Source organism: Pseudomonas sp. NPDC086278 (assembly GCF_050280905.1).
GTDB lineage: Bacteria > Pseudomonadota > Gammaproteobacteria > Pseudomonadales > Pseudomonadaceae > Aquipseudomonas.
Genome location: NZ_JBNNWE010000042.1, coordinates 1 through 24,434, shown reverse-complemented (window position 1 = coordinate 24,434; position 24,434 = coordinate 1). Strand labels below are relative to the sequence as shown.

The 24,434-nt window shown below is 59.3% G+C and carries 22 protein-coding genes and 1 pseudogene; 8 read left to right on the top strand and 15 right to left on the bottom strand.

Going from position 1 to position 24,434, the window contains the following annotated elements; translation table 11 throughout:
• The first annotated feature begins 32 nt into the window (after positions 1–32).
• From ACQKP4_RS15030 to ACQKP4_RS15020, 3 genes are all read left to right on the top strand, one after another.
• On the top strand, positions 33–1,544 hold the full coding sequence (locus ACQKP4_RS15030) for a sugar ABC transporter ATP-binding protein (RefSeq protein ID WP_427634313.1): 1,512 nt from the start codon (positions 33–35) through the stop codon (positions 1,542–1,544).
• On the top strand, positions 1,537–2,592 hold the full coding sequence (locus ACQKP4_RS15025) for an ABC transporter permease (protein WP_427634311.1): 1,056 nt from the start codon (positions 1,537–1,539) through the stop codon (positions 2,590–2,592). Before ACQKP4_RS15030 ends, ACQKP4_RS15025 begins: the two co-directional genes overlap by 8 nt.
• Positions 2,593–2,719: 127 nt before the next feature.
• Positions 2,720–3,400 (top strand): GntR family transcriptional regulator, encoded by a 681-nt coding sequence (locus tag ACQKP4_RS15020; protein WP_427634309.1) that lies wholly within the window; start codon positions 2,720–2,722, stop codon positions 3,398–3,400.
• A 74-nt stretch (positions 3,401–3,474) separates the two neighbouring features.
• On the opposite strand, the gene ACQKP4_RS15015 is transcribed toward ACQKP4_RS15020, so the two are convergent.
• The 5 genes from ACQKP4_RS15015 to ACQKP4_RS14995 all read right to left on the bottom strand — a co-directional run bounded on the left by ACQKP4_RS15015 (position 3,475) and on the right by ACQKP4_RS14995 (position 7,385).
• Positions 3,475–4,491, bottom strand: a complete 1,017-nt coding sequence (locus ACQKP4_RS15015) for a zinc-binding dehydrogenase (protein WP_427634307.1) — start codon at positions 4,489–4,491, stop codon at positions 3,475–3,477.
• A gap of 247 nt (positions 4,492–4,738) precedes the next feature.
• Complete coding sequence (locus ACQKP4_RS15010; protein ID WP_427634305.1) at positions 4,739–5,158, bottom strand: SRPBCC family protein; 420 nt, start codon at positions 5,156–5,158, stop codon at positions 4,739–4,741.
• Between the two features lie 222 nt (positions 5,159–5,380).
• Entirely contained in the window at positions 5,381–5,758 is a 378-nt protein-coding gene (locus tag ACQKP4_RS15005) for a hypothetical protein (protein WP_427634304.1), read from the bottom strand.
• Entirely contained in the window at positions 5,755–6,813 is a 1,059-nt protein-coding gene (locus tag ACQKP4_RS15000) for an L-dopachrome tautomerase-related protein (RefSeq protein ID WP_427634302.1), read from the bottom strand. The genes ACQKP4_RS15005 and ACQKP4_RS15000 overlap by 4 nt, the downstream gene beginning before the upstream one ends.
• Positions 6,810–7,385 carry a cupin domain-containing protein gene (locus tag ACQKP4_RS14995; protein WP_427634300.1) on the bottom strand — a complete coding sequence of 192 codons (576 nt, stop codon included), beginning with the start codon at positions 7,383–7,385 and terminating at the stop codon, positions 6,810–6,812. Before ACQKP4_RS14995 ends, ACQKP4_RS15000 begins: the two co-directional genes overlap by 4 nt.
• 128 nt (positions 7,386–7,513) lie before the next feature.
• On the opposite strand from ACQKP4_RS14995, the gene ACQKP4_RS14990 reads away from it, so the two are divergent.
• From ACQKP4_RS14990 to ACQKP4_RS14975, 4 genes and pseudogenes are all read left to right on the top strand, one after another.
• Positions 7,514–8,638, top strand: coding sequence for a zinc-dependent alcohol dehydrogenase family protein (locus ACQKP4_RS14990; protein ID WP_427634298.1), 1,125 nt, complete (start codon positions 7,514–7,516; stop codon positions 8,636–8,638).
• Between the two features lie 11 nt (positions 8,639–8,649).
• On the top strand, positions 8,650–8,904 hold the full coding sequence (locus ACQKP4_RS14985) for a hypothetical protein (RefSeq protein WP_427634296.1): 255 nt from the start codon (positions 8,650–8,652) through the stop codon (positions 8,902–8,904).
• Positions 8,905–8,935: 31 nt separating this feature from the next.
• Positions 8,936–9,299 (top strand): annotated as a pseudogene (locus ACQKP4_RS14980) (hypothetical protein); the annotation flags it as partial.
• Positions 9,284–9,640, top strand: a complete 357-nt coding sequence (locus ACQKP4_RS14975; protein WP_427634294.1) for a DUF7079 family protein — start codon at positions 9,284–9,286, stop codon at positions 9,638–9,640. The pseudogene ACQKP4_RS14980 and the gene ACQKP4_RS14975, both read left to right, overlap by 16 nt.
• A gap of 848 nt (positions 9,641–10,488) precedes the next feature.
• Here ACQKP4_RS14975 and ACQKP4_RS14970 read toward each other — a convergent pair.
• From ACQKP4_RS14970 to ACQKP4_RS14925, 10 genes are all read right to left on the bottom strand, one after another.
• Entirely contained in the window at positions 10,489–12,003 is a 1,515-nt protein-coding gene (locus ACQKP4_RS14970; protein WP_427634293.1) for an MFS transporter, read from the bottom strand.
• Between the two features lie 179 nt (positions 12,004–12,182).
• Positions 12,183–13,055 carry a MurR/RpiR family transcriptional regulator gene (locus ACQKP4_RS14965; protein WP_427634291.1) on the bottom strand — a complete coding sequence of 291 codons (873 nt, stop codon included), beginning with the start codon at positions 13,053–13,055 and terminating at the stop codon, positions 12,183–12,185.
• Positions 13,048–14,373 carry an aspartate aminotransferase family protein gene (locus ACQKP4_RS14960; RefSeq protein ID WP_427634290.1) on the bottom strand — a complete coding sequence of 442 codons (1,326 nt, stop codon included), beginning with the start codon at positions 14,371–14,373 and terminating at the stop codon, positions 13,048–13,050. The genes ACQKP4_RS14965 and ACQKP4_RS14960 overlap by 8 nt, the downstream gene beginning before the upstream one ends.
• A gap of 66 nt (positions 14,374–14,439) precedes the next feature.
• The gene (locus ACQKP4_RS14955) at positions 14,440–15,261 is read right to left on the bottom strand and encodes an ABC transporter ATP-binding protein (RefSeq protein ID WP_427634288.1); all 822 of its coding nucleotides are present in this window, start codon (positions 15,259–15,261) and stop codon (positions 14,440–14,442) included.
• A 38-nt stretch (positions 15,262–15,299) separates the two neighbouring features.
• Positions 15,300–16,016, bottom strand: a complete 717-nt coding sequence (locus ACQKP4_RS14950; RefSeq protein ID WP_427634287.1) for an ABC transporter permease — start codon at positions 16,014–16,016, stop codon at positions 15,300–15,302.
• Entirely contained in the window at positions 16,013–16,699 is a 687-nt protein-coding gene (locus tag ACQKP4_RS14945; RefSeq protein WP_427634286.1) for an ABC transporter permease, read from the bottom strand. Before ACQKP4_RS14945 ends, ACQKP4_RS14950 begins: the two co-directional genes overlap by 4 nt.
• Positions 16,700–16,733: 34 nt before the next feature.
• Positions 16,734–18,797, bottom strand: a complete 2,064-nt coding sequence (locus tag ACQKP4_RS14940) for an FAD-dependent oxidoreductase (RefSeq protein WP_427634284.1) — start codon at positions 18,795–18,797, stop codon at positions 16,734–16,736.
• Positions 18,798–18,882: 85 nt separating this feature from the next.
• Entirely contained in the window at positions 18,883–19,659 is a 777-nt protein-coding gene (locus ACQKP4_RS14935) for a lysine/arginine/ornithine ABC transporter substrate-binding protein (RefSeq protein WP_427634283.1), read from the bottom strand.
• 21 nt (positions 19,660–19,680) lie between these two features.
• Positions 19,681–21,015 (bottom strand): acetyl ornithine aminotransferase family protein, encoded by a 1,335-nt coding sequence (locus tag ACQKP4_RS14930; RefSeq protein WP_427634281.1) that lies wholly within the window; start codon positions 21,013–21,015, stop codon positions 19,681–19,683.
• Between the two features lie 35 nt (positions 21,016–21,050).
• Complete coding sequence (locus ACQKP4_RS14925) at positions 21,051–22,646, bottom strand: aldehyde dehydrogenase family protein (protein WP_427634279.1); 1,596 nt, start codon at positions 22,644–22,646, stop codon at positions 21,051–21,053.
• A gap of 370 nt (positions 22,647–23,016) precedes the next feature.
• Between ACQKP4_RS14925 and ACQKP4_RS14920 the strand changes: the two genes are divergently transcribed.
• On the top strand, positions 23,017–24,434 hold a 1,418-nt coding region (locus ACQKP4_RS14920; protein WP_427634278.1), incomplete at its 3' end, for an aminotransferase class I/II-fold pyridoxal phosphate-dependent enzyme.

Genomic DNA, 24,434 nt, shown 5'->3' with positions numbered 1-24,434 from the left:
CGAACGGTGACGGCTTATAGACGGTGAACAGTATGAATGCGATACACAAACCTGCCGTAGAGATGCTCGACATCTCAAAGAAATTCGGCGGTATCAGCGCGCTGGACAATGCGAGTTTCTCGGCACGAGCAGGGGAAATTCACGCGCTGATGGGCGAGAACGGCGCCGGCAAGTCTACCTTGATGAAAATTCTGTCCGGCGCCTATGTGCGCGATACGGGTGAGGTGAGCCTGAGCGGCGAAAAAGTCGATATTCGCAACCCTGGCGATGCTTTGAAACTGGGTATTTCGATCATCTACCAAGAGTTTGCGTTGGCCCCGCATTTGTCGGTGGCCGAGAACATCTGCATCGATGATCTGGGCAAGAGCAAGGGATTCGTGCAGTGGGCGGCCATGCGTAAAAAGGCCCGGGCAATTCTCGATGAACTGGGTTTCAGCGATATCGACGTGCGCCAGCCCGTTGGCAGTTTGCCGGTGGCGTATCAGCAGGCGGTGGAGATCTGCAAGGCGCTGTCGCGGAATTCGTCGGTGCTGGTTTTCGATGAACCCACGGCGGTGCTGACCTCTCATGAGGCGGAAAAGCTGTTCAAGATTCTTGATGAGTTGCGCCGCAAAGGCGCGTGCATTGTTTACGTCTCGCACCGCATGGATGAAATATTCCGCATTTGCAATCGCGCCACGGTGCTCAAGGACGGCAAGACGGTCGACACGCTGGAACTGGCAGACATTACCGAGCGTGACCTGATCGAAATGATGATCGGTCGAGAGCTCAGCGATCTATTTCCTCCGCGCAACAAACAGCTTGGCGAAGTCTTGCTCAAGGTTGAGCAACTGAACGCCGGACGTCTGGTGCGCGATGTCAGTTTTGAGGTTCGAGCGGGGGAAGTGCTGGGTTTTTGTGGGCTGGTGGGCGCCGGACGTACTGAAACCATGCGGGCGATTTTTGGCGCGGACCGGAAAACCTCCGGCAGCCTTTACCTCGAAGGGCGAGAGATCCATAACCGCACCCCCCGTGAAGCGATTGCCAATGGGATCGGCCTGTTGCCTGAGGACCGCAAGCAGCAGGGCGTGCTGCTGGAGATGTCGATCAGGGTCAACGGCGCGCTGCGCCCCGACAGTCCCTACACCGGGCGTATGGGCTGGATTGCCAGTGGCCGGGAAACCCAGGGAATCGAAGCCTTGCGCCAGCAACTGGCGGTCAAAACTCACTCGATAGAGCAGTTGGTTGGCGATCTTTCAGGCGGTAATCAACAGAAAGTCGCCCTGATGAAATGGGTCGATGCGGGCTGCCGCGTGTTGATTCTCGACGAGCCGACCCGCGGGGTCGATGTCGGGGCCAAAACCGAAATTTACCGGGTGATCAATGACCTCGCCGAACAGGGTGTCGCGATCATCATGGTCTCTTCGGAAATGATTGAAATCATCGGTATGTGTGATCGCGTGCTGGTGATGCGCGAAGGCGCGATCGCTGGCGAACTGGTGGGCGAGCGCATTAAAGAACAGCAAATGATTTGCCTGGCAATGGGAGTCGAGCACCATGAGTAACCCTAATTCCAAGCTGGCCACGGCCGAGCTTCTACAGAAACAAAATCCCGGCGACGAGGGCCGGGCTGACCGACGTTCGTTGCAACGGCTGTTTCTGCAACACAACGCGCTGGTGATGCTGGTGATACTGATCATCGTCGCGAGCGTGCTGTCGGCGGACTTTTTCACCTATCAGAACATTGGCAATCTGTTGCGCCAATTGACACCGTTGCTGCTGGTCAGCGTCGGCATGCTGATCGTGATCCTCACGGCAGGCATCGATTTGTCTGTGGCGTCGGTCGCGGCAGTGGGTGGCGTAGTGGTTGCCATGACGCTCAATGTGCTGCCGGTCGACGGCAGTCTCGGGTTGCTGCTGGCCGTAGCAATTGCGGTGACGGCCGGTGTCCTGATGGGCCTGATAACGGGCACTTTTATCGCCTACTTCCGCATGGCGCCTTTTATCGCAACGCTTGCGATGATGACGGTCGCCCGCGGCTTGGCGTTTATCCTGTCCAACGGCCAGCCACAACGTCTGGATGACCGGCTGGTCAGTGCCCAACTGCTGCGTGATTTCGGTCGGTTGGCCGATGGCGTGCTCGGCATCCCGTGGCCCGTGTGGCTGGCAGCGTTGGTGACGATCGTGTTTGCATTGATCCTGCGCTACAACGCTTATGGTCGCCTGACCATTGCCAGCGGCAGCAACGAAACAGCGGTGCGCCTGGCCGGAATTCCTGTCGAGCGCTACAAACTCGCTGCGTATGGTATTTGCGGCGGCCTGGCGGCATTGGCCGGGGTTGTGATTGCCTCGCGTTCGGGGGTGGCAACACCTAGCGCGGGCATGGCGCTTGAGCTGGACGCGATCGCCGCTTGCGTGATCGGGGGCGCGTTGTTGTCAGGTGGCAAAGGTACGATTTTTTACACCGTCGTCGGCGTGCTGGTGTTGGGCCTGATCGGCAATATCATGAACCTGTTGAGTGTGCCGGCCTATCCACAGCAAATTATCAAAGGCGCGATTATCGTCATCGCGGTGTTGTTGCAAGGCGTTGGCCGCCGGGACGCGCGCATTTAAGCAGATCCGTCGGGCAGAGTGGCAGGCGTATGTTGATGATGTATGATGCGTTTTCGACGTTTCAGGTCGACGGATTCACAAGTCTGTCGTCCGACGCACAGTAATCAACCATGGAGACCGAGTCATAGTGACCGTGCATAAGCCCATTGATAAAGGCAACTTGAGCGAACGGGTCTATTCCATCATCCGTACAGCATTGATGGATGGGCAATATCAACCCGGGGATCGGTTGCGCATCAGCACGTTGGCCGAGCAGTTCGGCGTCTCGATCACTCCCGTGCGGGAAGCTATTTTCCGCCTGGTCAGCGATCATGCGCTGGACATGAAGGCGGCCACTTCGATCTACGTGCCGGAGCTGACGGTCAGTCAATTGCGGGAAATCCAGTTGATCCGTCATCTGCTGGAAGGTGAAGCGGCAGGCGTTGCGGCGCAGCGGATCACCCAACCGGAACTGGCGAAACTCGAGGCTATTCAGGACGCGTTCCAGAAGGCGGTCACGGTCGATTACCGGCAGGCCGCGTTGCTCAATCGGGAGTTCCACTTCGGCTTGATCTCTGCGGCGCGCATGCCTGTGGTATCGAAAACCCTGGAAAACATGTGGGTCATCATGGGGCCGCTGCTGAGCCGGTTCCACGCCGAGGTGCCCAAGCGGGAGCTGGCCAGTGCCAAGCACAAGCACTTTGAAGTACTGGAAGGATTGCGCACCCGCGACTCGGTCAAAGCCAAAGACGCGTTGCAGGCCGATATCGCCTGGGGTGAGTTGATGATCGAATGGCTGGAAAAAAAGGAAAACCTGGCTGAGACGTAGTCACAATACCGTTGTCGGATCCCGTTAAACCAGTCGCCCGAGCTCCACTCCAGAAGTCTCGGGCGATGTCGTTTTTACGGTTGGCTGAATTCGATCTGGCTTGACTCTTTCAGCCGGGCGACCCATTTTCCACCGTCGCCACCTTGCTTGAGAGCATGCAACGCCTGCGGCAGGTTGTAGAAGTCGAAGTCCTGGCGCTTGGGGATGATGAGGCTGCCGGCGAGTAGTCCTTCCAGCAGAAGTTCTCCGGCCTGGCGCAGCAACTGCCGATCACTGAGGCTGGCGTGGGCATGAAAGCTGTTGAGCGCTACCTCGTGCAGGGAAATCGCAGTGGTGAAAGCAGGCAGGGGGGCTGTTTCCTGCCGATCCTGAATACAGACCAAATGGCCGTTGTAACTCAACAGTGGTGTCAGTGTGGCGGCATGAGTGCCGCTGACGGTGTCGAACACCGCCTTCAGGCGCCGCTCACCCAGGCTTGCCCGGAGGGTTTGTTGCCAAGTGCTGTCCCGGTAGTCGAACACGCCAACGGCACCCAGCGCCTTTAAGTGTTCATGATGCCGTGGGGCTGCCGTGGCCCAGACCCGCCAACCTCGTTGCACGGCCAGTTGTAGCAACAGCAGGCCAACGGCGCCACCGGCACCCACCACCAGCACATCGCTCGGCCCGGTCACAGGCACTTTGTCCAACGCCTGCCACGCGGTCAGACCGGGGCAGGGTAACGATGCGGCGACGGTGTCATCCAGCGCCGCTGGCACCGTCAACAAGGTGTCCGCATCGAGCAAACAGAACTCGGCAAAACTGCCATCGCGCTCCAGCGACTGGTGATACGCCACGCGAGTGCCTGGCGTGATCGGCACACCGGCACCGCAGCTAACCACCACTCCCATGCCATCGACGCCAGGCACGTGGCCGGTTCTCCACGCGGGGTGGCCCCATTCAATGATTTTCCAGTCCACCGGGTTTAGCGCCAGTGCGCGGTTTGCCACCAGCACCTCCCCATGGCCTGGTTGTACAAACGGCTTGCGGATCAGTTCCAGGCCATCGATCCCCTTGCCTGAAGTCCAGGACCAGGCGGCGAAATCAGCGTGCATTGTGCGTCCTCATAAAAGGCGGGATTGAAGTCGTTTCGCCCGGTGATAAATCTTCGAGTGGACCATAACCGGCCACGGTTCAGGGACCAGTATCCTTGCCAGCGTGCGGAGGGGAACCGTCTGTCGATGCCCAGGTGTTGTGAAAGGAAATCATCAATCGGCTCAACGCCATTTCAGCGATGCTAAATGGCCGCAGCGTTGTGCATTCCGCCCATATAGCTGATGCCCTCGAGCGGACTTGCCTTCATCAATCTTTCGATTCAACGACGACCTTCAAGCGTTCCAGGCCTGTGCGGTAGAGCGCCTCGAAATGCCCGATGGTCTTTGCTTCATCGGCGCCGTGGACGTCGAAAATGCTCGACCAGGACGCCACCGTTGCCCCTTTGCCATCGGCTCGCGCAGACATGGTGCCGACATAGTTGATGACCGGAGAGGGCCCTTCAAGCAGGGCATAGCTATAGGTCTTCGCCGCTTCGTCAAACGTTTGCAAGTGCTCGACAATGATCGCGCCGGCAGCCGTTGTCAGATGACGCATGCGTCCTCCGTCGCTGAGGGAGCTGCTGGCAATGACGTCCAGCCAGCGGGGTAGGAGATCGAAGCCGCCAAGTAGTGACCAGACATCTTCGATGGGGCGTTCGATGGTGATCGAAACGTTGACTTCACTCATATATTCACCTGTATGGGAGGAGGGTATTCAAAGAAAGAATGACGTTACCGGTCGTGGATTAGCGGCGCTGATCAGCGGGAAGATAAGGCAGGCCATGGCGGTAACAGGGGGGAAATCGGGAAATTCCCCGTCAACAACGAAATACGGCCGTGGCGCGGGCGATGACTGATTGGCGGTCATACCGGTATGGTGTTCCGCCAGCGGGGTCTGTGCTGTCATCGCTCAGTGCGTCCTTGTGGCCCGAACAAGCCGGGGCAGATGAACCAGCACCAAGGTATGAATGAACAGAAGAACACCGGCAACCGAGGCGATCGCCGATGCTTCGCCACTCAAATATTGGGCCGACAGGAGACACACCAACGCTGCCATTTGGGTTAGCAGACGATGGCCCGGGGTGGACCGCGAAGATCTCGATGGCTCGAACACGCGGCCGGGCCAGGCATCCGGCCTGCCGTGCGAGCATGCGATTGCCAGGATGGCCACCGCGGCATAGATCCAGACGCCGATATCGCTGTTGCCTTCAGTCCGCATCAAGCCTGCGACGCTGGCTGTCATCAGCAACAACACGGCTGCAACGGATGCGACACGGCGATTGTTCATGGCGTCTCACTTGAGCCCATCGGCGCATCTACAAGCAAACGGAGCACATGAAACGGTGGCTGGCTGTCGTCCTCACCCGCATTGAGCAGGGGATGACGGTGCAACTGGTTTGCCGTGATGTAGAGCCATTTGCCCAGGGGATCGAGTTCCACTCCGTCCGGCCAGCCAAGCAAACGGTCGTCTTGGGCAAGAATACGGTAGCCCGCAGGCGAAGCCATTCCGATAGCGTTGTTCGCAATGTCAGTGACATAGACATTTCCCTCTGCATCGACATCAAACCCGTCGCAATGGGGCTTCTCACACCAGTATTCGACCGCCTCGCCCAGTGACGCGGAGCTGGCAGGTTGCGCCAGAGTATCGGTGGCGATCCGGTAGACCTTACGTGCAGACATCGAACCGAAATAGACCCAGCGGCCCAATGGGTCGATAGCGATTGGATTGAGACCGTATTGGTAGGGGACGACCTCGCCTTCCGGCGTGCGCAGCGCCAGCGGTTTTCCTGCGATCATCAGCGGTACATCTCCAGGCATCAACCCTGGATAGCACTCGAGTGATCGCCACGAGAGGCCTGTTTTCAGGTCGACTACGACGATCGCGGGATAGTCGCTGACGCCGCTTGTGTTCATCGTCATGTCTGCGATGTAAATGCGCTGGCGTCTCCAATCGATGACGAAGTCTTGGGTGAAGGAGCTTGGACGAAGGACGTTTTGCGGCAACACGATCAGCCGATGCAGGGCTTGTTCGCGATCATTCCAGGCGATGAGCCGTGGCTGTTGCTGCGCATTGCCCATGTCGAGGATCCAGACGATACCGTCAGGACCGGTGCGGATGCCGATCACCGCAGACATGCCGCGGCCATCCAAGCCGGGTTTGCCCGCCCAAGTCTCATTGGGATAGGCCGAATGCTCGCCGTCTGCCGACACTTCGCGCACCGAGATATCCGGTGTGATGATGGCGGATATCGACACCAACACTCGCCCGTCAGGCATGACCGTAGGGTTGCCTGGGCGCTCGCCCGGGAAAGTGGCGAAAATCTCCAAGGGGGCGCTGTTCATGGTTTGGCCTGCACGAACGATTCAGCGGTGCCGCTGGATGGATCGACAAAAATGATGTCGCTCGGATCGCGTCTTGGGGTATCCACCGAGACCATGAACAGCGGGTGTTCGAGGATCTTGGGCATGCCGTGAATAGTGAACTTCTTGAAGAACAACATTTCGCCCGGGCCAACCTCGAACTCTTCGCGGTCGCCCATGAAAAAGGTAGCGCGACCTGATAACACAATCAGGTATTCATCACAGGTGGCGTGGTAGTGCGCAGGGGTTGGGTGGTAAACGCGGAAGACGCGTGCACTGGCCTCATCCTCGTCGGTTAACCGGGTATCGACCAATAGCGTTTCGGCCGTTTCGGGGAACGTCTTGACGATCTCGTCAAGGTTGAAGGACGCGTGGGGCGCTGCCTCTACCAGTTTTTTTCGAGTGCTTGATTCGGTCATGTTGAAACCCTCATTCAGGCGCCATTCGAAGGACGCAGTGATGTTGTTCAGGGTTTCAGAATAAGCACTGAGTCGATGGCAGAGAACGCAGTGGTCGGGCACAAGATTTGAGAATTGAATTAACAATTCAGTCACTGGTGCACTTCACTGTTTTGCGAATCCAATTCCAAACTGCTGCGCCCGGCGATGCATTTCTGGCGCCGGCAGGCTGCGGCATAGTGGCGAGTACTCACTCTCGAGTTCAGCTGCATTGGAGACAAAAGATGAAAGTCAAAACTGCCGTTCTAAGACAAATGAATGTTGCGCCGCCTTATGCCCAGAGCAAGCCGATTGTGATCGAGACAATCGAACTGGCGCCTCCGGGTCCCGGCGAGGTTTTAGTGCGAATCCGTGCCGCCGGCCTCTGCCATTCCGACCTTTCGGTGATCAATGGTGACCGCCCTCGACCAATGCCTATGGCGCTCGGCCACGAAGCTGCAGGGGTGGTCGAAGAGTTAGGGGAGGGCGTCACTGATCTCCAGCCAGGTGACCATGTGGTCATGGTGTTCATGCCCAGTTGCGGCCATTGCCTGCCATGTGCTGAAGGTCGCCCAGCACTCTGTGAGCCAGGTGCCAAAGCGAATGCGGCCGGCACGCTGATAAACGGTTCTGTACGTTTGAGCAGTCCTGCTGGTCAGGTCCATCACCATCTGGGCGTCTCTGCGTTTGCCGAGTACGCTGTGGTGTCGCGTAACTCCGTGGTCAAGATTGATCGGGATCTGCCCTTTGTTGAAGCTGCGCTTTTTGGTTGCGCGGTGTTGACGGGGGTCGGTGCAGTGGTTAATACCGCGCAGTTGCGGGTAGGCTCGACCGCCGTGGTGATCGGTTTGGGCGGCGTAGGACTGGCATCGGTATTAGGTGCAAGGGCCGCCGGCGCAAGCAAAATTATTGCCGTCGACCTGTCCCCAGAGAAGCTCGCGCTGGCCAAAGAAGTCGGTGCGACTGCAGTGGTCAACGGAGGTGACGCTGACGCTATTGAGCAGGTGCTGCGATTGACCGGTGGCGGTGCTGATTACGTGTTCGAAATGGCCGGTTCGATCCGCGCTCTGGATAACGCGATGAAGATGACTAAGCGTGGCGGCATGACAGTGACCGCCGGACTTCCGCCACCAGGTTCGGCATTGTCGGTCAATGTTGTTCAGTTGGTGGGCGAGGAGCGCACGCTCAAGGGTAGCTACATCGGTACCTGTGTGCCGATCCGCGATATCCCGCGGTTCATCGAACTCTATCGAGATGGTCGCCTGCCGGTAGACCGGCTGTTGAGTGGCATACTTAAACTGGAAGACATCAACGAAGGCTTCGACCGCTTGCATGAAGGCAGTGCGGTTCGTCAGGTCATTGAATTTTGAGGAGTAGCGGCATGGCTGATTCAGACTTTCTTTCGACGCTCGACGACCCGACGCTATTTCGTGAGGCAAACTACATTGATGGCCAATGGGTGAAGGCGGGCGAGGGTCGTACGACCACCGTCACCAACTCGGCTACTGGCAAGGTGCGGGGGCGCGTGCAATCATTAGGGGCCAAAGAAAAGTCCATCCGGCGCTTTGTTTGCTCATCAAGGTTTCCACCCAGATGTTCGACAACGAAATCCCCGACAATTTCGAATGTGCCATGACGCCATCCTTGGGTCGGCGAGTTGACTGAAAAAAATTCATTACACCATTTTGGAAGCCGCCGGCCGGGATGATGCCAAATTCACGAAAGGCACTAAAAAAATGCTGATCATGGGCAAACTCGGCGTTCTCGTGACCGCTGCGCTGGCGACTTATCAAATCCTGAATGCTGAAAACAACCCCAAAGAAACGGCCCGACAAGGCGTCATCGTCGGTGGAGGTGCGTTAGTCGGCGTACTGCTGGGATGGGTGTCAGTGCGCTGTGTGGCCCTGGAGCTCCGCTCTGCGCAATTGCGGCGTCTTGGTGGGATCAGTGGCTGGTGGCGTCGCAGGCGGCGCGGTCGCGGACTCGCTTGATGAGGAACTGGAGGAGTTTTCGCATTGGGACATTTTCTGATCGAGCCACAACTGACAGAGGTCAGAGCCGCACTGTCTGAGCCATTCAACTATTTTCCGACCGATTACGATTACATCACGCGCCAAATCAAAGGCGTCGATCCTGACGTACTGTGCGAAATCTTTTTTTCAGAGGTAGCACCGGTGTGCTTCTCCAATCTTGCAGCAGTCTTGCCCACTGTCTGGACAGGCTTTGACCCCGACTGGCTCAGAGCTAGGATCGAGGAAAGGCTGGCGGCGCGTGAGGGTAATTGGCTTCGCAGACAGTTTGATAAAGCGCTGGTTCTATGGCTGAAATACAACTACGACTACATGTGGAAAGAGATCGCTTGCAGGCTTTGATTCTGAACGAAATGGACTTTTGACTCGCTGAACCGTATCCAAAGTCAGCTACATTGCCGGGTTTTTTCTGTACCTGTAACAAACCACTTTTTGCCGACCGCTGCCGGTAACGAATGACCGCTTTTGGCCGATTTTTGCCCAAGGCCCGGTTTTGCGCATGCGCTTTGGGAGCTAAGGTCGACAGTCCGCTGTTGGGTCATGCTCTACCCATTTCCTCGTACGAAGCATCGACGACCGTGATGCGCTCATCCAACAGGTTTCAGCAACATCCCGGATAATTTCCGCGAGCGTCTCAACATCCACACCTTGGGCCCTGATGCAGGCCAAGCGTCCGAGCGACCAATCGACAACGGAGCACTGTGGGTATTTCCCTAGCAGTGCGGACAGGGTTTGCTGAGGTGGTTCTTTGCGGATGTACATGAAGTCAAAGTGCGGGGCACTAGCATCCTGAAGCGAGTACCCCATAGCCCAGGCATTTGATGGGCCGGGAAAGCACATAGTGACGTTACGATGCACCCATTCGGGCCCACCGTTTTTGATGCGGTGAAGTACTTCGATGATCGAATGACAATCGGGTATTTGGATCATGTGATCAGGGTCAAACGTCCAACCAGACACAGGTTGAGCGGTGGCTTTACAGGCCAGAAGCGCAGTCATTCTTGCTTTTTTCTTCATCGCGTTACCTTGGGTTTTCGAACGTCCGCTTCTGGCCGATTGTTGTTTTTAATGAAGGGCTGCAATCGACACGAGACGCCAACCACCTGTTCCATTATTTCTGTCACTGGCGGGTCATCCACCCAAGCGTTGCTCGTTGCTCGACTGGAGCTGTCCGACGCTGCTCTCACCCCTCAAGCGAAAATCCGATGTTTTGTGGTCAGCGCCAATGCCAGGAACCCCACGACACTGATAACAAGCAAAAGCAGCATCACGTGCGAGTAGCCCGCGACGAACATCTGCTGTGAAAGCTCAATCGCGTGGGCGCCGGAAATACCGGCGTTCTGCAGAGCCTGGCTCGCGCCGGCCGGATCGGCGGCAAGTTTCCACTCCTCGATGCCCTGTGCCGCGAGCTGAGCGTTTTCGAACCAGTTTTTCACAAAGAGTTGGTACACAGACGTTCCGATCGCCAACCCTACTGCGCCCGTTACGTTGTGCAACGTCCAGGATGCCCCGGCAGCGCTGGCTCCCTCGGCCTCGTCGACCGAAGACAATGCTGCGACGGTGGAGGGCCCCAAAATACAGGCCCAACCAATACCCATGGCAGTGAACGCAAGAACGATGAGGAGCACGGCTGTGTTGATATCAAAAAACCACTGAATCGCGGCTGACGCGGCCAACAACAGACAGCCCGTCTTGATCGCTATCCAGGGCCCTTTGCGATCAACCCAGCGCCCGACAAGAGGGGATGCCACGGCCATGACCGCCGTCGTGGGCAAGAGCATCAGACCCACCACGCCTGCACCGTAACCCGCGACAATTTTCAGATACAACGGCATGAAAAACAGCGCTGTACAGTAAAAGACCGCCAGCACACAGGATGACGCCGTGGCAACGATGAACCCCGGCACTTTGAACAAATGAAAGGGCAAAATCGGCCACGTGTGTCGAGTTTCAATTTTTACCATCAGCACACTGAGTACCGCGACCAGCGCAACGCCAAGCAGAGTCTTTTCCGACATCCAGCCCCAGCTGCCTGCGTAGACAATTAAAAATATCAACATCGAAACGATTGCTGCGAGGAGCACGGCCCCGAGCCAATCCATACGCTGGGCGTCTCCGCCGGCCTTGGACTCCCTGACCGAAAAAAAACAAATCACAAAACTGATAATCACAACGGGCACATTCAATAGAAATATCGAACGCCACCCGTAAAGTTCAACTAGCACATCCCCTAAAACCGGCCCAACGGCGAGCCCCATGCCGTTGACGCCGAACAGGATGCCAAGCGCTTTGCCACGGTGGGTATCGGAAAATGCATTTGAAACGATGGCGGTAGACGCCGTATACAAGCCGGCGCACGCCACGCCTTGGAGTGCCCTGAAAAAAACCAGCCAGGCCAGGGAAGGTGCCACGGCCGCGGCGATGGATGCGCCGCCAAACAGCGCCATTGAAAGGTAAAGGCCCCGGCGTCGACCGTTACGATCCGCCAGGCGTCCCATGATCACCATCGTGGCGCTTAACGCCATGAGGAACGCCGATATGACCCACTGGGATTCCTTGAGACCCACCACGAAACCGTCCTGTATGGCTGGCATGGCAGTGTTGACGATGGTGAAGTCCGCGCAGCCTAAAAAACTCGCCAGGCTGACACCGGCGAGTGCCCACCAATTTTTGGCGGACTGACTTTTTACTGCTTCCAGTGGCATTAACGTAACCCCTCTTGAACAGTGGGCGAATTAGAAAGGCCGATACTGACGGGGCAGGGCGTGCCTCATCGCTCAGGCACGCGACCCGTTCCGCCCCGGATCTTATAACCGATCTCAGCGGTTGAGAAATGGACCTCTTCAGTTACGCAGTTGACCAACATCACAACCGGCCTCGCCAGTTATCTTTGCTCGATGTAAACACTGAATCGCTTTAGTTGCGCTTCGCTGTTGGTGATTTGCTGCAGGCTGTCTTCACTGCCATTGGCGACCAACAACGCGGCCAGTGTTTGGGACACCGCCAAGGCGGGGACCACTGACGGGAACAATGAAGGCGTGGTGTTACGCACCACAATCAATACATCGCAGGGGCTAGCTATCGGCGACACCGCGCTGTCGGTGATCGCGATGACTTTAGCCTGTTGTTCGCGGGAGAACTGCACGGCGCGAAGTGCATCTTGTGCATACGGGTGGTAACTGAACACCACCAGTGCGTCATCGGGACCGATGCGTCTTAGTTCATCCGCAAAGGCACCGCCGACGCCACTGAGCAACGTGGTGTTATTTAAAAACACCCCGCACACATAACTGAAGTAGTACGCGGCGGGGAACAAACTTCGCAGGCCGACGACGTAGATGTGCCTGGCATGGGTCAGGATGCCATGCGCGGCGATGATCGGCGCATACCGCTGCGCACTGAACGTGGCTTCAAGATTGCCCTGTTCGGCTTTCAATATCTCCCTGATCAGTTCGCAATTCTGGTCGCCGTGGGAGCCTTTTCTCAACAAGTCGGCTCGTTGCGTGAACATCGAGTCTCGTTCAGTCAGCCACTGGCGAAAGCAGTCTCGCATCTCCTCATAACCACCGAAGCCCAACTGTTTGGCCAGGCGCAACATCGATGCGGGTTGCAGTTTGGCCATGGTTGCCACGGTGCGCATCGACTGCAAGGCGATTTCACCGGGATGATCAAGTATGAAACGGGCAGCGCGCCGCAGTGTGGGGGTCAGCGTGGGAAACGTCTCCTCGATCAACTTATCCAGTTGTTGCTTATCCATGGACACTTTCATCCAGCGCCACGGCGAGCGTGTCGACCGCGAATGCCAGTTGTTCGGGGGTGCTGATATACGGCGGGGCGAGCAGAACGTGGTCACCGTTGATGCCGTCGAGGGTGCCGCCGCCGGGGTAGCAGAGCAGGCCGTGGGTTTGCGCCGTTTTTTTGATGTGGGCGTTCAGGCGCAACTCGGCGGGAAACGGCACGTTACCGTCGCGGTCCTGCACCAGTTCAATCGCCCAGAACAGCCCGCGACCGCGTATGTCGGCCACATGGGGGTGATGGGCGAAGCGTTCCTTGAGCAGGCGAGCGAGCAAGTCGCCGCTGCTGCGAACCTTGGCGCAGAGTTGTTGGTCGACAATTTCCTGCTGCACGGCCAACGCGGCGGCGCAGGCGATGGGGTGGCCGACGTAGGTATGGCCGTGCTGAAAACTGCCGCTGCCGGCATTGATGGTGTGCACCACTTTATCGCTGGCCATCACCGCCCCGATGGGCGCAAAGCCGCCACCCAAACCTTTGGCCAGGGTCATGATGTCAGGCAGTACGTCTTCCTGTTCGAAGGCGTGGTAAGTGCCGGTGCGGCCGATGCCGCACATCACTTCATCGAGAACCAGCAACACGCCATACCGGTCGCAGATTTCACGCATCCGCGCCATGTAGCCTGGCACTGGAGCCACGGCGCCCGACGTCGCGCCGACCACCGTTTCAGCGACAAACGCCGCCACGGTTTCCGGGCCCAATTGCAGAAAGGTCTGCTCCAGTTCCAGGCCGAGGCGATCCACGTAATCGGCGTCGCTTTCACCCGCCAACCGGTAGCGGAAAGCGAAGCACGGCGAGACCTGAGTGGTGGGCATGAGCAACGGTTCGTACAGCTTGCGCCTTGGCAGATTGCCGCCGATGGCCAGCGCGCCGAGGGAGTTGCCGTGGTAGCTCTGGCGACGGGACACAAAATGATGGCGCTGCAGCTCGCCGTTATCGACGTGGTACTGGCGCGCCATTTTCAGGGCGGTTTCCATCGCCTCTGAACCGCTGGAAACGAAATACACATGACCCAGCGTCGGTGGGCTCTGCTGCGCCATCAGGTTGGCGAGTTGCTCGGCCGGCTCACTGCTGAAAAAGCTGGTGTGGGCGTATTCCAGCGTCTCCAGTTGCTGCTTCATGGCCGCGATGACCTTGGGGTGGCCGTGCCCCAGGCAAGACACGGCGGCACCGCCGGAACCGTCGAAATAACGGCGGCCCTGGGTATCGATCAGGTAGCAGCCTTCACCCCGCACGGCGAGCGGAATGGTTTGGCTGGGGTTGCGGTGAATAATATGACTCATGTGGACACTTCCTTGGCGCCACCCACTGTGCAGGTGCAACGCGAGCAGTCTCGGTTGTTTGATTGTTTAAGGCTGTGAAACAAACGGTTTATCGGCGGGCATGGCAGGACCGTCGACGCCGCGATGAGCGTTGCCGAGGAACGCTTTAAGCCGCTCACTGCGGGGAGCGCTGAACAATTGCGCTGGCGGGCCTTGTTCCTCTATCCGGCCCTGATGCAGGAAAATCACTTGGCTGGAGACTTCACGGGCGAAGCTCATTTCATGGGTCACCATGACCATGGTGCGGCCCTCCCTGGCCAGTCCTTGAATGACGGCGAGTACTTCACCGACCAGCTCCGGGTCCAGGGCCGACGTGGGCTCGTCGAGCAGGATCATTTCCGGCTCCACGGCCAAGGCGCGCGCAATGGCGACGCGTTGCTGCTGCCCGCCCGACAATTGCGAGGGGTAGCTGTTGGCGAATTTCTCCGGGGCCATATGCACCTTGTTCAGATAGTGCAGGGCTTTTTCCGTGGCCTCGGATCGGCTGAGTTTCTGCACGCGCATCGGTGCGGCGATGACGTTCTCCAGTACGGTCAGATGCGCCCACAGGTTGAAACTCTGGAACACCATCGACAGTTGGGTGCGCAGGCGCTGCAATTGCCGGGCGTCCTTGGCTTGCAGGCTGCCGTCCCGGGCCTTTTTGAAGGCGATGGGGATCCCGTCCCAGATGATCTCCCCGGCCTGAGGCTGCTCCAGCAAATTAAGGCAGCGCAGGAAGGTGCTCTTGCCCGAACCGCTGGAGCCGATCAGGGTAATCACGTCACCGGCACTGGCGGTGAGCGATACGCCTTTGAGCACTTCGTGCTGGCCGTAACATTTGTGGAGGTCGTTGACCTGGAGTGTGGACATGTCGTTCCCCTTCGCAGCCCTGTGGGGCTGTCTTGTCATCAATGAGTTGAGCGAGGGCGCAAATAGGCTAGCCATTTGCCTTCCGCCAGACGAAACAGCAAAAACAGCAGGGCGGTGAAGATGGCGTACAGCACAAGCGCGGCAATGTAGGCCTCGTACGGCGAGGCGTAGCGCATGCTGATCGCGCGGCTGACGCCGGCCAGGTCGAGGAGGGTGATGCTCGACACCAGCGCTGTGCAGTGCAGGGTCAGCACCACTTCATTGCTGTAGGCGGGAATCGCCCGGCGCATGGCCCCCGGCAGGATGATGTGGCGCATCTGCGTCCAGCGACTCATGCCCATCGCCCGCGCCGCCTCGATTTCGCCGGGGACGGTTTTCTGGATGCAGCCGGCGAGAATCTCGATGCTGTAGGCCGCGGTGTTCAAGCCGATGGCCAGCCAGGCGCAGATGTAGGCTTCACGCAGGTAGGTCCAGGCCCAGCTGGAGCGGATCCAGCTAACCTCGGCCAGGCCGAAATAAAAGATGAAGATTTGCACCAGCAGCGGCGTGCCGCGAAACACGTAGGTAAACAGCCATACCGGTGTGCGTAACAGGGGATTGCTTGACACTCGCAGCAGGGACAGCGGGATCGCGAGAACGATGCCGAGTCCCAGGGAAGTGACGAACAACTGCAAGGTCAGCAACAGTCCCGTGGTGCGGGTGCCATCGCCCCACAAAAACAGCGCCATGTTGTCCAGGACGATCTGCCAATTCATAAGGTGATCTCCTTGCTGCCGGCCGCGTAATGCGTGGCGAGCATCCTCAGGGCGATCACCGAGATCGTACTCAGCAGCAGATAAATCAGCGCCGCCACCATCAGCAAGGCCAGGCCGTGACCGGTGGCTTTGCCGGCTGATCTGGAGAGAAAAATCAGCTCGTTGAGGCTGACCATCGAGGTGATGGCCGTGGCCTTGAGCATCACCAGCCAGTTGTTGCTGATGCCCGGCAGGGCGAAACGCATCATTTGCGGGAACACGATGTGCATTTGCACTTGCAGCTTATTGAAGCCGAAGGCCTGGGCCGACTCCGCTTGCCCCTTGTCCACGGCCATGAACGCCCCGCGAAACGTCTCGGCCAGATAGGCCGAATAAATCACCCCGAGGATAATCACGCTGGCCGTGAAGGCATCGATGTCGACTGCGATGAAGCCCATGCGCTGACCCAGCAGATTCAGCGCGGTTTGCCCGCCGTAGTAGAGGAACAGCAACCAGACGAAGTCCGGTGCGCTGCGCATCACCGAGGTGAACCCGGTGGACGGCCACGCCAGCCAGCGGCTTTTCGAGAGCTTGCCGTTGGCCACCAGCAGGCCGAGCGCCACGGCGACGGCGAATGAGCCCACGCCGACTTTTATCGTCACCCACGCGCCGGTCATGATGCTGTCTGCGTATCCATAAAGCATGTCTGCGGTCTCACTGTTCGGGAGTGCGTGGAGGTCAGCCAATCTGGATGATCGGCAGTTCCCGGGCGTACTCGTGGGGGGGCAGGTCACTGTCCAGGTAACGCGCGAATTTGTGTCCCTGGTACACGGCTGCGGCGATGGTGCCGGGGGCCATGCAGTCGCCGATGAGGCTGACGGTGCTGATGCCGGCATCGCTCAATGCGTCGGGCTGTGCGACCAGTTCTTCGTGCAGGGCATCCTCGGGCAAGCGCGCGGTGACGCTGATCAGCGCGTGGCATTCCAGCTGGCGGACCTGCCCGGTGATTTCGCAACGCAGGTGCACGACGCCGGCCTCGAGGCGGGTGACGTTGTGGTGGCGAACCAGGTCGACCTCCAGGGTCATCAGGCGCTTGAGGATGCTGGTCGATTCCAGGGTGTTGCTGGTCCAACTGGCGACCTGCACGGCAGGAGTGACCAGCGTGACTTTCAGTCCCAGCTCGACGCAGCGTTCAGCCAGGACGTTGCCCATGTAGTAATGGTCGTCATCGAAAATCACCACGGGGCCTTGCGGGACGCGGCCGGCCATCAGGTCGTCCGGGGTGAACACATTGGGCGCGTCGAAGCCCGGGATGGCCCAGCCGTTGGCCCGCCCGACGCCATCGCTGCGCCAGTGAGAGCCGGTGGCAATCGCTACGTGACCGGCGCCGAACTCAAGAATGTCCGCTGCGGCCAGCGGGCTTTCGCGGTAGATGGTGACGTTGGTCATCGGCAGCAACTGGCCGATGCGCCACTCGCGCACCCGGCCCCATTCGATCAAGCCGGGCAGGGTCGATTCGCGCAGCACCCGGCCACCCAGCTCACTGCTGGCTTCGGCCAGGTGCACCTCGTAGCCACGGCGGGCAGCGGACAAGGCTGCTTCCAGCCCGGCCGGGCCTGCGCCCACCACCAGCAGGGTTTTGTCCGAGCCCTTGGCCGGGATTTTTTCCGGGTGCCAGCCGCGACGCCATTCCTCGCCCATGGTCGGGTTCTGCGTGCAGCGCAGGTTGGAGCTGGAATAGTCGCTGGACACGCAGATGTTGCAGCCAATGCATTCGCGAATGTCGTCGGTGCGGCCTTCGTTGATCTTGTTCGGCAGGAACGGGTCGGCGATGGAAGGCCGGGCCGCACCGATGAAGTCCATCACGCCACGACGGATCTGGCTGACCATGGTGTCCGGCGAGGTAAAGCGGCCCACACCGACCACCGGTTTACTGGTCAGGGATTTGACGAAAGCCGTGTGTTCCTCTTGATAACCTTCTTTTTTGAAGCGCGAGGTGACGCTGTCGTTGGACCAACTGCTGACGTTGACGTCCCACAGGTCGGGCAGCTCGGCGAGCATGGCAATGATGTCGCGGCCTTCCTCGGCGCTGACAATGCCGTCCGGTCCCAGCAGTTCTTCGACGCCCAGGCGCACCGCGACCGCGCAACGGTCACCCACGGCGTCCTTGGTGTCCTCGATCAGCTCGCGCAGCAAGCGCACGCGGTTTTCCAGGCTGCCGCCGTACTCGTCGCAGCGATCATTCTTGCGCCGTTGCAGGAAGTGCATCGGCAGGCCGAGGTCGTGGGAGGCGTAGACGTAGACGATATCGAACTCGGCGCGCTTGGCGCGCAATGCCGCCTGACGGTGCCATTGACGCAGTTCGCGAATGTCGCTTTTGCTCATGGCCCGCGCCTGGACGGGTGAGTAATAGGTGATCGGCCGATGGGACGGGCCGATGGGGATTTCGCGGCTGTCGTAATTGGCGCACGACGGGCCGTGGTGCATGATTTCGATGCCTGCCAGGGCGCCATAGCCGTGCACCGCTTCAGCCATCAGGGCCAGCGCCGGAATGTCGAGGTCACTCCACAGGCGACCTTCATGAAACGGCGAGCAGTCGCTGCTGGGGTGAATCTCGACTTCTTCGGTACAAATAACCCCCCAACCACCCTCAGCCTTGACCCGGCGAAGTTCGGCGAGGCCACGTGGTTGTGTCCAGCCCATGCCGTTGCAGTGGGGCACCTGGAAAAAACGGTTCTTGGCCGTGACGGGACCTATTTTCATAGGCTCGAACAGGATGTCGAAACGTGGATCGCGAGACACGGCAAACCTCCCGGCTGATCAGGCAGCCGCTATTGTTATGTAGGCTTTGGGCGGACGCGGCACGCATGCCGCGTCCTGGAGCACATCAGAGGATAGGGACGTCGAAATACTTTTTGCGCACGGCTTCGTACGTGCCGTTGGCAATGATCGTCTGCAGGGCTTTGTCCATTGCCACCTTCAGGTCGACATCCTCTTTACGCAAGCCGATGCCCTGGCCCTCGCCGAAGTACTTGGGGTCACTGACCTGTTCGCCGACCAGCGCAAAACCGATGCCGTCAGGCTTCTTCAGGAACCCTTCGATGCCCGGAATGGTGTCTTGCAACGCGGCATCCAGACGACCGTTTTTCAAGTCCATGTAGGTTTCTTCCAGGGACTGGTAAGTGACGATCTCGGCACCGCCCTTGGCCAGCACCTCCCTGGCGTATTTCTCATGGGTGGTTTCCGACTGCACGCCAATGCGCACACCTTTGAGCGTTTCAGGTTTGGCCGCGTCATACGGGGCACCGGCCTTGGCGATCAGTTGGGCGAAGGAGGTGTAGTACTTGTTGGTGAAACTGATTTTTTGCTGACGGTCCGGGGTGATCGTCATGGACGCCGCAATGGCGTCGTATTTATTCGCCAGCAACGCCGGAATCATTCCGTCCCAGGACTGGATCGTCCAAGTACATTGGGCCTTCATCTGATCGCAGATCGCCTGGGCGATATCAATGTCGAACCCCCGCGGTTTGCCGTCCGGGCCCATTTCGTTGAACGGGGCGTAGGTGCCCTCGGTCGCCAGGCGAATCTCTTTCCAGTCCTTGGCGCTGGCGGTCAGCGCCGCCAGGCTCAATACAACAGCCAATACACCGTGCAACTTCTTCATGTCTGCTTTCCTCGGGAGTGATCAGTCGTTCAGGGTTTGCGCCAATGCGGCGTCGAGCAGCACGAGGGCTTCGTCGCACAGGTTTTTGTCGATCATCAGCGGCGGCATCAGGCGCACGGTGCTGGCGCCGCAGGTCAGCAGCAACAGCCCTTTCTGATAGGCGGTGTGCAACAACCGGTCGGCGAAGGCCTTGGCGGGCTTGCGGGTTTTGCGGTCGGTGATCAACTCGATGCCGATCATCAGGCCCTTGCCACGCACCTGGCCAATCAGGTCCGGGTAACGAGCTTGCAGTTCATTGAGGCGGCCCATCAGGTAGTCGCCCATCTGCGCTGCATTTTCCATGAAGCCGTTTTCGACCAGGTCCAGGGTGGCCGACGCAGCGGCGCAGCACAGTGGATTGCCGCCGTACGTGTTGCCGTGAGCGCCGCGTTTCCACTGTTGCATGATGGTTTTCTTGGCGGTGACGAGGCCGATTGGCAAGCCCGAGCCCAGACCTTTGGCCAGGGTCACGATGTCCGGCTTCAGCCCCCAGTGCTCGCAGGCGAACATCTTGCCGGTACGGCCGGCGCCCGATTGCACTTCATCGGCAATCAGCAGAATGCCGTGGCGATCGCACAACGCGCGCAGGCCTTCGAGGAAGCCGTCCGGCGGCACCAGGTAGCCGCCTTCGCCCTGGATCGGTTCGAGCAGGATGGCCGCGACTTCGTTGGCCGGGACGTTGCTTTGGAACAGCACGTTTTCCAGGTAATCGAGCACGGCCGCACCCTGGTCTTCACCCGCCAGCAACGGCCGGTAATTGTTCGGGTAAGGAATGTGCGTGACCCCGGGCATGCTCGGGAAGAACCCGGCCTGCTGCGTGTACTTGCTCGCGGTGAACGCCAGCGAGCCCATGGTCCGGCCATGGAAACCGCCGATGAAACCGATGAAGCGCGAACGGCCGGTGACGTAGCGCGCCAGCTTGATCGCGCCTTCCACGGCTTCGGTGCCGGAGTTGCAGAAGAAGGTCATGGCCGGCTCGCCGAACGGCGACAGGCGATTAATGGTTTCCGCCAGGTGCACCTGCTCTTCATGCCAATAGTCGGACGAGATGTGCAGGAATTTATCGGCGGCATTCTTCACCGCTTCGACCACCTTGGGATGGCTGTGACCGGTGGAGCAAACGGCGATGCCGCTGGCGAAGTCGATGAAGCGATTGCCGTCCACATCCCAGACCTCGGCGCCGCGGCCATGGCTCATGACAAACGGGTAGTCACGCGGGTAGGACGGCGAGACGACGGCGCTGTCGCGCTCGATCATCGCGAGGGATTTGGGGCCGGGCAGGGCGGTCAGCAGGTGTTTGTTCTGGCTGTTGTTCACGTGCGGTTTCCTCAGTAAAAACGCTTGAAGGGGGACTACTCGATGCGGGTCTGCGATTGCTCTCGCAGGTACTGCGGCAAGTAGTAGAACGAGGCGATGGCTTTGCCCGTGTTGCCCGAGCCTTTCCAGCCGCCGAACGGCTGATAGCCTGGCCACGCGCCGGTCGTGGCACCTTGGGGGCGATTGGCGTACGTGACGCCGGCCTCGATGTTGTCGAAGAACCAGTTCGTTTCCTGCGGGTTGCCATAAAAGCCAGCCGTCAGTCCGAACCGGCTGCCGTTGGCCCGCTGCAGGGCTTCATCAAGATTCTTCACGCGCGCGAGCATCACGATGGGCAGGAACATCTCGACTGTCCACAGCGGGTGGTCGAGCGGCGCTTCAGCCAGGGTCGGCGTGCAATAGAAACCGGCGCTGTACGACTCGCTCTTGAGCTGTTCGCCGCCGGTGATCAAGTGGGCGCCGTGTTGCTTGAGTTGCGCGCTGTAGCCGGCGAAATCGTCGTAGGCCTTGCGGGTCGAGACGGGCCCCATCCAATTGCCGGCGACGGCCGGGTCGCCGATCTGCAGGGCGTTGATTTTCTCCGCGAGCAACGCGATCAAAGCGTCAGCCACCGGTTCTTCAACGTAGATGCGCGACAGCGCCGAACACTTTTGCCCTTGCATGCCGAAGGCCGAACGGATGATCCCCAGGGCGGCGCGTTCGAGGTCCGCGTGCTGGCTGACGATGACCGCATTCTTGCCGCCCATCTCCGCAATGCAGGGTATCGGGTACGGTTTGGCGAACTGGGCACGGACGATGCGCATGCCCACGTCAAAGGAGCCGGTAAACGTGATGCCGGCGGTGTGCGGATGGTCGACCAAGGCCTGGCCAGCCACGCTGCCGCTGCCATTGAGGTAGTTGAACACCCCATCGGGAATGCCCGCGTCACGAATGCATTCGGCCAGCAGCAACCCGGACCAAGGGGTTTCACTGGCGCCCTTGAGCACCACGGTGTTCCCGGTGACCAGTGCGGCAGCGGTCGGACCGCCGGCCAGGGCAAATGGAAAGTTGTACGGCGCAATCACCACCCACGCGCCGTAGGGCTTGAGGACACTGCGGTTGGTGCTGACGAAGTCTGCGAGCGGATCATTAGGCAGGACGTGGTCGAAGCCCTGATTCTGTTCCATCAGGTCACAGTAGTGGTCGAAGAACACCGCCGTTTCCTGGACTTCGCCCAAGGCTTCCATGCGGTTCTTGCCGGTTTCGAGGCTGACGGCGGCGGCGATGCGATAAACCCGCTCTTCGATCAGGCGTGCGACTTGGCGCAGCAACGCGATACGCGCTTTCCAGGGTGTGGCACGCCAGGCGGGGAAGGCTTTGCGGGCAGCGGCCATGGCGCCTTCGACTTCCACCTCGGTAGCCATATGAAATCGGCCCAACAGCCAGTGCTGGTCGATAGGGCTGCGTTTTTCGATCTGTTCTGAGGTTTTTACGTTCTTGCCGTCGATGAACACGCCGAAGTCGCGGCCCTGGTCGTCCTGGGGGCCGTCATTGAACGCCCACTTGACCTCCCTCATCGCGATCTCGAACTGCTCGTGCAGCTCGGCGGGTGGATTGAACATCGTGGAATACGTCAGCTTGAAATCGCTCATTGGCTTTCCTCGGGTACCGGTGAGGTACGGCGACTTGGGGTTGAATCAGTGAGCGAATGATTCATCTGAATCATCAACTAGTCAATAGATTCAAATGAATTGTTTTGTCGCACAGCCGGCTCAGGATGTGTTTCGAGGCAGGCCCTGCGGGGTGATCGGTCAGATGAAGGGGATGGAGTGCGTCGGTTTGAATGGCTCATGGTGGTTTTTTTGCGGCCTCTCGGCACACGAGTCAACGTAAAAAAACGTGCAATGATTCACTTGTATTATTTTTATACTGAGAGAATCATATGGTTTGTACGTGCTTCATGCCGGGCATGGCCTGAGTGGGGCCGGTAGGGCGTTTCTTCAATTTGAACGAGGCACTGGCATGCGGTTTTCACCCTTTGTTGAGCGGATTTCAGGCGACGGTGTCGCCGCCTGGGATATTCACAATGCGGCATTCGAAGCCCAGCGGCGCGGTGAGGATGTCATCATCCTCAGCGTTGGCGACCCGGACTTCCCTACGCCTGATTTCATCACCGATGCGGCCATTCACGCCTTGCGTGAAGGCGACACCCATTACACCGAAATTGCCGGGCGCATGGCGTTGCGCGAAGCCATCGCGGCGCGTTACAGCACGTTGTTCGACCGTGAGTTGCAAGCGTCCGGCGTGATCATCGCGGCGGGTGCGCAGAACGCACTGTTCATCGCCTCGCTGTGCCTGCTGAACACGGACGACGAAGTGATTGCCCTGGACCCGATGTACGTGACCTACGAGGCAACGCTCAAGGCTTCCGGCGCCACCCTGGTGCGCGTGCCGTGCTCGGCGAACTCCGGTTTCCGCCTCGACGCCGCGGTATTGGCCAAGGCCATCACCCCGCGCACTCGGGCCATCTTCTTCTCCAACCCCAACAACCCGACCGGCGTGGTGCTCAACCGCGAAGAGCTGCAAGCGATTGCCGATCTCGCCATCGCCCATGATTTGTGGGTGGTGGTGGACGAGGTCTATGAAAGCCTGACGTTCGAGCGCGATCACCTGTGCCTGGCGTCGTTGCCAGGCATGGCCGAGCGGTGTGTGGTGATCGGCAGCCTGTCGAAATCCCACGCCATGACGGGCTGGCGTACCGGCTGGATCGTTGCCGACCCAAGCCTGGTCGCGCACGCGGAAAACCTGGTGCTGAGCATGCTTTACGGCTTGCCCGGGTTTGTCATGGAAGCTGCGCTCAAAGCGGTGCAGGCCCATGCAGACGTGACCCACGGCATGCGCGACATCTATCGTCGGCGTCGCGATCTGGTGGTCAGGAGCCTGTCGGATTGCCCGGGGATCAGCGTGCTCAACCCCGATGCCGGCATGTTCGTGCTGTTGGACGTCAGGGCCACCGGCCTGACCTCGCTGGAATTCGCCTGGCGCTTACTGCGCGAAGCGCGCGTCTCGGTGCTGGATGCGGCGGCGTTCGGTGAACCGGCGCAAGGCTTTGTGCGACTCTCCTTCACCCTCGGTGAAGAACGCCTGGAGCAGGCCTGCCAGCGGATTCGCGACTTTGTCCTGGTGTTGAAAGGCGAGGCGCCACGCCCGGTGATCTGCCGTGTGACCAGCGACATTGTGGTGGAGCCGGTCAAGGCCAAGACCATGATCGAAGTCGACGGCCTGCACAAACGCTTCGGCAATATCGAAGTGCTGAAAGGCGTATCGCTGACCGCCCGCGAAGGTGATGTGATCTCGCTGATCGGCGCCAGCGGCTCGGGTAAAAGTACGTTGCTGCGCTGCATCAACATGCTCGAAATTCCGGATCAGGGACGCATCCT

Bases quoted from the DNA above. Each gene is read 5' to 3' on its own strand.
- ACQKP4_RS15005 (WP_427634304.1), bottom strand. From the start codon at position 5,758: ATGAACAATCGCCGTGTCGCATCCGTTGCAGCCGTGTTGTTGCTGATG.
- ACQKP4_RS14945 (WP_427634286.1), bottom strand. From the start codon at position 16,699: ATGCTTTATGGATACGCAGACAGCATCATGACCGGCGCGTGGGTGACG.
- ACQKP4_RS15030 (WP_427634313.1), top strand. From the start codon at position 33: ATGAATGCGATACACAAACCTGCCGTAGAGATGCTCGACATCTCAAAG.
- ACQKP4_RS14960 (WP_427634290.1), bottom strand. From the start codon at position 14,373: ATGAGTCATATTATTCACCGCAACCCCAGCCAAACCATTCCGCTCGCC.
- ACQKP4_RS14970 (WP_427634293.1), bottom strand. From the start codon at position 12,003: ATGCCACTGGAAGCAGTAAAAAGTCAGTCCGCCAAAAATTGGTGGGCA.
- ACQKP4_RS14935 (WP_427634283.1), bottom strand. From the start codon at position 19,659: ATGAAGAAGTTGCACGGTGTATTGGCTGTTGTATTGAGCCTGGCGGCG.
- ACQKP4_RS15025 (WP_427634311.1), top strand. From the start codon at position 1,537: ATGAGTAACCCTAATTCCAAGCTGGCCACGGCCGAGCTTCTACAGAAA.
- ACQKP4_RS15000 (WP_427634302.1), bottom strand. From the start codon at position 6,813: ATGAACAGCGCCCCCTTGGAGATTTTCGCCACTTTCCCGGGCGAGCGC.
- ACQKP4_RS14955 (WP_427634288.1), bottom strand. From the start codon at position 15,261: ATGTCCACACTCCAGGTCAACGACCTCCACAAATGTTACGGCCAGCAC.
- ACQKP4_RS14950 (WP_427634287.1), bottom strand. From the start codon at position 16,016: ATGAATTGGCAGATCGTCCTGGACAACATGGCGCTGTTTTTGTGGGGC.
- ACQKP4_RS14925 (WP_427634279.1), bottom strand. From the start codon at position 22,646: ATGAGCGATTTCAAGCTGACGTATTCCACGATGTTCAATCCACCCGCC.
- ACQKP4_RS15010 (WP_427634305.1), bottom strand. From the start codon at position 5,158: ATGAGTGAAGTCAACGTTTCGATCACCATCGAACGCCCCATCGAAGAT.
- ACQKP4_RS15015 (WP_427634307.1), bottom strand. From the start codon at position 4,491: ATGCACGCTGATTTCGCCGCCTGGTCCTGGACTTCAGGCAAGGGGATC.
- ACQKP4_RS14985 (WP_427634296.1), top strand. From the start codon at position 8,650: ATGGCTGATTCAGACTTTCTTTCGACGCTCGACGACCCGACGCTATTT.
- ACQKP4_RS14965 (WP_427634291.1), bottom strand. From the start codon at position 13,055: ATGGATAAGCAACAACTGGATAAGTTGATCGAGGAGACGTTTCCCACG.
- ACQKP4_RS14990 (WP_427634298.1), top strand. From the start codon at position 7,514: ATGAAAGTCAAAACTGCCGTTCTAAGACAAATGAATGTTGCGCCGCCT.